This window comes from Streptomyces atriruber (genome assembly GCF_001418325.1).
Lineage (GTDB): Bacteria > Actinomycetota > Actinomycetes > Streptomycetales > Streptomycetaceae > Streptomyces > Streptomyces atriruber.
On sequence record NZ_LIPN01000281.1, the window covers coordinates 1 to 8,756 of the forward strand.

At 72.1% G+C, this 8,756-nt stretch carries 9 protein-coding genes; 1 reads left to right on the plus strand and 8 read right to left on the minus strand.

Going from position 1 to position 8,756, the window contains the following annotated elements; all coding sequences use genetic code 11:
* Positions 1–3 precede the first annotated feature (3 nt).
* The 6 genes from efeB to AOK03_RS27160 form a co-directional block, all read right to left on the minus strand.
* Positions 4–1,248, minus strand: coding sequence for an iron uptake transporter deferrochelatase/peroxidase subunit (gene efeB / locus AOK03_RS27135; protein ID WP_055567978.1), 1,245 nt, complete (start codon positions 1,246–1,248; stop codon positions 4–6).
* Positions 1,249–1,262: 14 nt separating this feature from the next.
* Complete coding sequence (locus tag AOK03_RS27140; RefSeq protein WP_055567979.1) at positions 1,263–3,254, minus strand: copper resistance CopC/CopD family protein; 1,992 nt, start codon at positions 3,252–3,254, stop codon at positions 1,263–1,265.
* A gap of 14 nt (positions 3,255–3,268) precedes the next feature.
* Positions 3,269–3,814, minus strand: a complete 546-nt coding sequence (locus AOK03_RS27145) for a copper chaperone PCu(A)C (protein ID WP_055567980.1) — start codon at positions 3,812–3,814, stop codon at positions 3,269–3,271.
* Positions 3,811–4,473 (minus strand): SCO family protein, encoded by a 663-nt coding sequence (locus AOK03_RS27150; RefSeq protein ID WP_055567981.1) that lies wholly within the window; start codon positions 4,471–4,473, stop codon positions 3,811–3,813. Before AOK03_RS27150 ends, AOK03_RS27145 begins: the two co-directional genes overlap by 4 nt.
* Positions 4,474–4,561: 88 nt before the next feature.
* Positions 4,562–5,287 (minus strand): YcnI family copper-binding membrane protein, encoded by a 726-nt coding sequence (locus AOK03_RS27155; RefSeq protein ID WP_055567982.1) that lies wholly within the window; start codon positions 5,285–5,287, stop codon positions 4,562–4,564.
* 187 nt (positions 5,288–5,474) lie between these two features.
* On the minus strand, positions 5,475–6,374 hold the full coding sequence (locus AOK03_RS27160; RefSeq protein ID WP_055567983.1) for a hypothetical protein: 900 nt from the start codon (positions 6,372–6,374) through the stop codon (positions 5,475–5,477).
* A 251-nt stretch (positions 6,375–6,625) separates the two neighbouring features.
* On the opposite strand from AOK03_RS27160, the gene AOK03_RS27165 reads away from it, so the two are divergent.
* Complete coding sequence (locus tag AOK03_RS27165) at positions 6,626–7,105, plus strand: ATP-binding protein (protein ID WP_055567984.1); 480 nt, start codon at positions 6,626–6,628, stop codon at positions 7,103–7,105.
* A gap of 43 nt (positions 7,106–7,148) precedes the next feature.
* Here AOK03_RS27165 and AOK03_RS27170 read toward each other — a convergent pair whose 3' ends face one another.
* Both AOK03_RS27170 and AOK03_RS27175 read right to left on the minus strand, forming a co-directional pair.
* The gene (locus AOK03_RS27170) at positions 7,149–7,697 is read right to left on the minus strand and encodes a nitroreductase/quinone reductase family protein (protein WP_244177771.1); all 549 of its coding nucleotides are present in this window, start codon (positions 7,695–7,697) and stop codon (positions 7,149–7,151) included.
* Positions 7,698–7,772: 75 nt separating this feature from the next.
* On the minus strand, positions 7,773–8,756 hold a 984-nt coding region (locus tag AOK03_RS27175), incomplete at its 5' end, for an aminotransferase-like domain-containing protein (RefSeq protein ID WP_055567985.1).

Here is an 8,756-nt window from a genome sequence, read left to right on the forward strand (position 1 = left end):
CCCCTACCTCTCCAGCAGCCGCTGCCCCACGTATTCGCCCTTCCCCGCCCCGCCCGGCACCGCGAAGAGGCCGCTCGCCTCGTGCCGGATGAACTCCGACAGGGCGTCCCCCCGGTCGAGCTTGCGCTGCACCGGGACGAAGCCGCGCATCGGGTCCGCCTGCCAGCAGACGAAGAGCAGCCCTGCGTCGGCCTCGCCCTTGCCGTCGAAGCCGTCGTGGTACGAGAACGGGCGGCGCAGCATCGCGGCGCCGCCGTTCTGGTCGGGACGGGTGATGCGGGCGTGCGCGTTGGCGGCGATGACGGCCTTGCCGTCCGGACCGGCCTTGTCGAGCTTCGGCTCGGTCGTCTCCGTGCCGCCGGTCAGCGGCGAGCCGTCGGACTTGTGCCGCCCGATCACCGCCTCCTGCGCCTTCGTGCCGAGCTCCTCCCAGTCGTCGAGGAGCATCCGGATGCGCCGCACGACGACATAGGAACCGCCCGCCATCCACGACGGGTCACCGTCGGCGGGCACGAAGATCCGCTCGTCGAAGTCCTTCTCCGACGGCTTCGGATTGTTCGTGCCGTCCACCTGTCCCATCAGGTTCCGGGTCGTCATCGGCCGCGCGGTGGCGCCCGGCGAGCGGTTGAAACCGTTCATCTGCCAGCGCAGCCGCGCGGTCCCGGCCGCCTCCTTCTGGATCGCGCGCAGTGCGTGGAAGGCGACCAGCGGATCGTTCGCGCCGATCTGCACCCACAGATCGCCGTTGCTGCGCGCCTTGTCCAGGTGGTCCGAGGAGAAGTCGGGCAGCGGGTCCAGAGCGGACGGCCGCTGCTTCTCCAGGCCCGTGCGGGAGAAGAAGGAAGCGCCGAACCCGAAGGTGACGGAGAGCGAGGACGGCCCCGCGTCCCGGGCGACCGCCGTGTCCCGGCCGTCGGCCGGTTCGCCCGCCATCAGCCGCTCGGCAGTCGCCGACCAGCGGCGCAGCAGAGCCGCCGCCTGCTTGCGGCCCGCGCCCGCCGCCAGGTCGAAGGCGATCAGATGGCCACGGGACTGGAGGGGCGTGGTGATGCCGGGCTGATGTTTCCCGTGAAACATCACCTGATCGGCGCCCAGGGAGGCCAGCTGCGCCGTCGACCCGGCGGAGTCCGCGGCAGCGTCCGAGGGCGCCGCCGCGTACCCGACCGCGCCGCCCGCCGCGCCGAGCGCCAGGCCCGTCGCGCCGGCGGTGCCGATCAGCCGCCGCCTGGAAATCCCGTTGTCCGCCATGGTGGTTGTTCCGTTCAGCCGATCTGCGCGTTCTTCTTCACGGTGATCTGGTCGATGTCGGAGGTCCGCACCGTCACCGCGATCTTCCACTTGCCTGCCATCGGGACCTGGACGCCGTTCGCGCTCCAGTGTCCGGTGGCGATGTGGTCCGGGGCGACGGGCAGCGGGCCGACGTCCTGGGACTCGTTGGTGAAGGAGACCTTCACTTCGGGCACGTCGAAAGCGCTGCCGTTGGGGCGCTTCACGTACAGGTGCAGGGTGTTGCTGCCGCTGCGGCCGGGGTCGAGGTCCAGCTGAACGGTGCCCTTGCCGTCCGTGCCGCCCGTGTCGAAGGGCACCTTGAGCTGGAGCGGGCCCGAGCGCTGCGCGGCCGCCGCGGACGTGGCCTTGGCGGCCTCCTCCTCGGTGCGGCCCGGCTCGGTGGTGGTGAGGAACGTCGTCACGCCCAGCAGGACGACGGCGATGCCGGCCTCGGCGAGCACCGAGCGGCGCAGGCCGGAGCGGTGCGGATCGGCGTCGCGGATGCGCTTCTCGCGGGCGGTGTCCATGGCGGCCTGCTGGCGCGCCAGCTGGGCGGAGCGCTCGGTGTCGTCGCCGTCCTTGTCCTTCCCGGCGGCCGGTACCGTGACCGGCTTCTTCTGGGGATTCTTCGACGTCTGCTTCGAGGCCTGCTTCGCGCGCTGTTCGACGACCACGGCGGCAGCGGACTCCGGCGCCACGCTCGCCTCGGTGGCGATCCGCCCCGTCCACCGCCGCGAGACGGAGGCGATCCCCACCAGGACGGCGACCAGCCCGATCTTGACGAGGAGCAGCTGCCCGTACGAGGTGCCGGTCAGCGCCGACCACGAGCCGACCTGCCGCCAGGCCTGGTAGGTGCCGGTGGCGGCCAGCACGACGACGCTGGTGAACGCCACGGTCGAGAACCGCTGCACGGCCGACGCGTCCACCGCGGTCGTGCGGAAGAGCGCGACGAGCAGCGACGCGAGTCCGCCGAGCCAGGTGGCGACGGCCAGCAGGTGCAGCACGTCGACGGGCATCGCGATGCCGGTCTGGATGCCGGTCGAGGCGTGCTCGGCCATCGCCCACGTCGCCGCGATGCCGAGGGCGACGACGGTGCCGCCGATGGCGAGCCCGAAGGTGAGGTCCTTCTTCTCGGCGGCCTGACCGGGCCCCTCACGCTTCACGTACGCGCCGAAGAGCACCGCGATGAACAGCGCGGCGGCGGCGAGCAGCAGCAGCCGGGAGACCAGGGCGGCGCCCGTCTTGGTGTTGAGGACGTCGCCGAGCTTGCCCATGTCGAAGGCGTCGGCGAGCTTCCCGGAGCCCGTGTAGGGGGCCCGCAGGAGCAGCAGGAAGAGGGTGGAGGCGGTGAGCGTGAGCCAGCCCGCCGTCACGAGCCGCTGCACGGGCCGCGCGCCCGCGCCCCGCGGCCAGCAGCCCAGGACGAACGCGGCGCCGCCGACGAGCAGGATGAATCCGGCGTAGGAGAAGTAGCGCGCGGCGTCGTAGAGCGCGCCGACCAGGCCGCCGCCGGCCTCCTGGTCGGGCAGCGCGACCTTGGTGTCCGAGGGCGCGCCGATGGAGAACGTGAAGGCGCCGGCGACCGGGTGGCTGTCGGCGGACACCACTTGGTAGGCGACGGTGAAGGTGCCGTCGGGCAGGCCCGGGCGCAGCTTCACGCCGTACGTGTTGGCGCCCAGGTCGGTCGTCTTGTCGGTGTCGACACGCTTGCCGGACGGGTCGAGCACCCGCACCGAGCCGTCCGACATGGCGACCTTCTCCGAGAAGGTGAGCTTCACCTGGTCGGGGGCCCGGTCGACCACCGCTCCCTGCTTCGGGTCGCTGCCGGTCAGCGCGGCGTGCGCGGACGACGGCGCGGCGCCGGCGAAGAAGACGCCCGTCGCGGCGAGGAGCACCAGAAGGAGCCGCCAGAGGCGGGGAGCCATGCCGGTCCGGGGGACTGCCCCGGAGCCGGGGATCCTGGAGCGGGGAGCGATGGTCTGCATCAACGGTCCGTCCCTCAGTGCGACTTGTGCGACGTGTGTGAAGCGTTCGAGTCGTGCGAGGCGGTGGCGTCGCCGTGCTGCTTGGGGTTGTACGTCGCTTCCTTGACCGGAACCTCGACCGTGATCGGGTCCGACTTCTGGAAGTGCAGCGTCAGGGCGACCTTCTCGCCCTTCTTCGGCTTGTGCTTGAGCTTCTCGAGCATCAGGTGGTTGCCGCCGCTCACGAAGGCGAGCTTGCCGTTCGCCGGGACGTCGAAGGACTTCTCCTCCTTCATCGCGCCGTCCTTGGTGCTGTGCAGCGTGACGGCGCCGGCGGCGTCGCTGGTGACGGAGGTGAGCTTGTCGGCACTGCCGTCGTTCGCCAGCGTGAGGAAGCCCGCCGCCATGTCGTCCATGGTGGGCTCGGGGACGTAGGCCCCGCTGACCTTGAGCCGGGGCTTCTTCGCGGTGTCCCCGGAGCCGGAGTCCGAGTCGTCGTTGCAGCCCGCGAGGGCGAGTACGGCAGTCAGTGCGACGGCCCCGCCCGCGAGTGCGCGGTGCTTGGTGGTGCGGTGGTTCACGGAGTCTGTCCCTTGAGGAGCTTGGGGAGGTCCTTGGTGTAGTCGCCGGCGGTGGCGTCCTCGCCGTAGAGGACGTATCCCGCGTCGTTCTTCGGCGAGAAGGCGAGGACCTGTGTGCCGTGCATCGAGACGATCTTGCCGTTCTTGTCCTTCTTGGACGGCTCGATGCTGATGGCGAGCTGGCGGGCGCCCGCCTGGATGGTGGCGAAGTCGCCGGTCAGACCGACGAAGTCGGCGTCCACGCCCTTGAGCCACTTGCCGAGCTCGGCGGAGGTGTCGCGCTCGGGGTCGGTGGTGACGAACACGACCTTGAGCTTGTCCTGGTCGGCCTTGGGCAGCGCCTTTTTGGCGACCGCGATGTTGTTCATCGTCAGGGGGCAGACGTCGGGGCAGTGCGTGTAGCCGAAGTAGATCAGCGTCGGCTTGCCCGCGGTCTCCTTGCGCAGGTCGTACTTCTTGCCGTGCGTGTCGGTGAGGACGAGGTTCGGCTTCTTGTACGGCTTGTCGAGGACCGTGGCGGCCTTGCCCGAGTCGGACTCCACGGAGACGTCGGCGACCGACTTCTTGTCGTCACCGCCGCCGCAGGCGGTCAGGGTGAGGGCGGCCACGGCCAGCAGGGCAGCGGCGGCGAGCTTCTTGTTGGTGCTCTTGGTGCGCATACGAAAATGTCCCAGATGTGAGGGGGCCGGGGTGCACCGGGGCGGCTGTGTGCCGCGTCGGTGCACCCCGAGGGGCTCAGCGGACAGTTCAGCTCGTGGCGCGGCGACGGCCGGCCAGCACGCCGAACGCGACGCCCGCGGCGCCGACGACGATGCCGACGATGCCGAGCACGCGCGCGGTGGTGTCGCTGCTGTCGGAGGAGTCCGACGACGCGTTCTCCGTCGTGCCGGACTTGTCGTCCGCCTTCGCGGTGTCGGCCGCGGCGCCGTGGCCGTCCTCGGCGGCGGTCAGCGCGAGGGTGGGCGCCGGGTGCTCCGGCTCCTCCTGGCCCTTCTGCTGCGGCTCGATCCAGCGGACGACGTCCTTGTTGTCGTACGTCTGGACCGCCTTGAAGACGAGTTCGTCGGCGTCCTCGGGCAGCTGGCCCATGGAGACCGGGAACTTCTGGAAGGTGCCGGGCTGGATGCCCTTGCCGTCGGCGGTCCAGGTGACCTTGGAGACGGCCTCGTCGATCTTCTCGCCGTGGATCTCCAGCGGCTTGTCGAGCTTGGTCTTGGTGACCTTCGCGGTCCAGCCGGGGACGGGCTGCGTCATCACGGAGGCGAGCGGGTGGTCGCCCGGGAAGGAGACCTCGACCTTGTTGGTCGAGGCGTCGTCCTGCTCGTTCGGCACCTTGAAGTTGACCGTCGCGTAACCGCCCTTGGCGGCCTGGCCCTCCGGCGAGACGCTGACGTGCGCGAACGCGGGCGCCGACAGAACGAACACGGCGGAGGCGGCGACGGTGCCGACGGCGGCGATACGGGACATCTTCATGACAGGAACACTCCACTTTCGTCAGTGGTGACCGGCACGGGCGCGGGACGCCGTGCGGGTACGGGATGCGAAGTACGGGATACGAAGGGGTGCGCGGCCGTGCGGGCACGCGCGCGTGCGCACTGAGCGACCCCTCCGTACGGCGGTGTGGAGTGCTTCTCCGTACTGCGGTGTGGAGTGTGTCGCGTCAGGCGGCGAGTTCGACGTCGCGGGCGCCGACCGGGGGCCCGCGCCTGATCACCGCGTCCTCGAGCGCGACCGTGCGCGGCTTCGGCGGTACGAGCAGCGCGGTGCGGGGAGCCCGCGGCCCGGCCGTCTCGGGCGCGCCGGGCAGGCCTGCCCGCAGGGCGCGGACGAGCGTGAGCGCCGAGCGCAGGGACCGTACGAGAGCCCCTTGGGCCACCCCGTGCGCCCCGTCGGCGAGCCGGACGAGGCGGAGCAGCGCGAGGTCGCCGCGGCGGAGCAGCCAGCCCGCGGCGAGGGCCGCGAGGACATGCGCGACGAGCATCGGCAGGGACGGCATGAGCCCCATCCCGGCCATCGACCCCATGCCGCCGCTGCCCGGGGTGCCGGACGCCACCGAGTCCAGCGCCGTGTCCGCGGCCGAGGCGGCGGAGCGACCGTGCTGGTGCCCCGCGGACCGACCCGCTCCGGAACCGCCCGCTCCGCCGGGGCCGAGCCCTGCGGTGGTGAGGATCCGGTGGGCCTGCGCGGGGGTGATCGTCGCGGCGCCCGCCCCGCAGACCAGGCGCGCGGCCCGCTCCACCAGGGAGGCGTCACCGCTCACGGCGGTGGTCGCCGACGCCGTGCCGTGCTGGCCGAGGCCGAACAGCGCGTGCAGGCCCAGCTGTCCGGCCGCGAGCAGCGCGGCGATGCCGGGCAGTGAACGGGCCCGCCCGGCGAGCGGCAGCGCGACCGCGAGGACGGCGACGAAGCCCACGCCCAGCGTCCACAGCGGGACGGCGACGCAGGAAGCGAGCACATGGCCCCCGGCGGACAGCACGACGCAGACCGCGGCGAACGTCGCGGCCCTCAGCAGCCGGAGGTCGGCTCCGTCGCGCGGCTGGCGCTGATGGGGGGCAGTCATGGCCGGGCCATCATCGCACTGGGCCCACCCCGTGCACACGGCAGGTCCGGAAGGTCCTGTTCCAGGTGATAGGTGGGGCATCCGCGGGCAGGGACGGGGCACGCGCGGCCGTCCTGGCCGCGTCGTCCTACACCGAGTGGCGGCCGGTGCGCATCCGCCGTATGGGCGGCATCACGTCCGTCGCGCGCTTATTCGGGGGCGCGGGCGGCAATAGGTATCGGTATGTCGAGCCGCAGCCAGGAGGCTGGAGCATGAGCATCTGGTGGTCTCTCCATTTGCGGCGCGAAGCCGCGAGCGTCCCGCTCGCCCGCCGTCTGCTGATCGGCACGATGGAGACCGCGGGCGTGGACCCGGACGTCTCCTACGACCTGTCGGTCGCCCTGAGCGAAGCGTGTGCCAACGCCGTCGAGCACGGCGGCGCGGGCACGCCCGGTGGTGCGCCGGGCGGATACCGGGTCACGGCCTACCTCGACGGCGAGAAGTGCCGCATCGAGGTGACCGACTCCGGTCCGGGCTTTCCCGGGACGTCGTTGCACGGCTGTCCGGCGCCCCGGCCGGCCGCCACGGAGACGGACGAGCACGGCCGGGGCCTGTGCCTGATCGAGGAGCTCGCCGACCACGTCCAGCTCGGCAACAGGCCGGGCAGGGGCGGCGGAGCGGTGATCAGTTTCGACAAGATCCTCAAGTGGCGCGAGGACGCGCCGCTGATGATGCCGTTGCTGACGGCCTGAGGACTCACCGGCATGAGGACTCACCTGGAGGGGGCCTGAGGACTCATCCGGAGGTATGACCCGCGCGGGTCAGCGCGATCACCGGGATCGTGCGCGGGGCGCGGTCCCGGAACTCCGCGAAGTTCGGGTCGCGTTCGATCTGGCGGCGCCACAGCTCGTCGTGCTCACGCGCGTCGACGGGCGTGGCCAGGGCCGCGTAGCGTTCGCCGCCCACCTCGACCACGACCGACGGGTCCTTGACGAGGTTGTGGTACCAGCCGGGGGCCTTCTCGGAGCCGCCGTTGGACGCGAAGACGATCAGGCGGTCGTGCGCGGCGTCCGTGGCCGCCGCCGGGGGATCCGGCAGATAGACCGCCGGGGTCGTCCGCGGCAGTCCGCTCTTCGCGCCGCGCGTGGTCAGCAGGAGCAGGCTCGCGCCCTCGAAGGGCCCGCCGACCCGGCCCTCGTTCGCGCGGAACTCCTCGATGACGCGGCGGTTGAAGGGGTTGGCGTTGTTGACCCCGTCGTCGTTGACCCCGTCGTCGCGTGTCTCCGCGGTGGTCTTCGTACTGATGCTGCTGTGCGCACTGCTGTTGCTGTTTGTGCTGGTCACGGCTCGATTCCCCCTGTGTCGTCCGGTACGGCAGTGCCCTCAACGATCACTGGACGGCGCTTATTTCCCAGGGTCTCAGGGGGAGGGCGGCAGCGCCCCGAGCAGTGCCTCCACCGCCGCCGCGTACGCGTGCTCCGTGGGCGTCGAGTACCCGACGACGAGCCCGTCCCCGGCGGGCATCGTCGCCCCCGGGTGACGGAACGCCGCGAGTCCGTCCAGCGCGATCCCCTGCCAGGCCGCCGCCTTGACCGCGGACGCCTCCGTCCCCGGCGGCAGCCGCAGCACCGCGTGCAGGCCCGCCGCGATGCCGGTGGCCGTGATGTGCGGGGCCCGCTCGGCGAGGGCGGTGACGAGGTGGTTGCGGCGGTGCCGGTAGCGCTGCCGCATCCGGCGGATGTGCCGGTCGTACTGTCCGGAGGAGATGAAGTCGGCGAGCGTGAGCTGGTCGAGGACGCTCGCCCACGCCTCCCGCTGCCCCTTGGCCGCGAGGACGCCGTCGACGAGCTGCTCGGGCAGGACCATCCAGCCGATGCGCACCGCGGGGGACAGGCTCTTGCTGACCGAGCCGATATAGACGACCCGTTCGGGGTCCAGGCCCTGTACGGCGCCGACCGGCTCGCGGTCGTAGCGGAACTCCCCGTCGTAGTCGTCCTCAAGGATGAGACCGCCGCTGCCACGCGCCCAGTCGACGACCGCCGCGCGCCGGGCGGGGTGCAGGGGGCCGCCAGTCGGGAACTGGTGGGCGGGCGTGAGCAGGACGCCATGCGCGCGTGGCGCATCGGCCAACTCCTCCACACGCGTGCCCTGTTCGTCCAGGCCCAGGGGCACCGTCCGGACGCCCGAGTCCGCCAGGATCTCGCGGTGGAAACCGAGTCCGTACGACTCCACGGCGAACGGCCCGCGCAACACCCCGCCGCCCGCGCCGCGCGCCCCCGCGAACAGCAGCCGCAACGCGTGCGCGAACCCGGAGCAGACCACGATGCGTTCGGGGTCGGCGCGCACCCCGCGGGCCCGCGTCAGATAGTCGGCGAGCGCCCGGCGCAGCTCGACGCGGCCGCG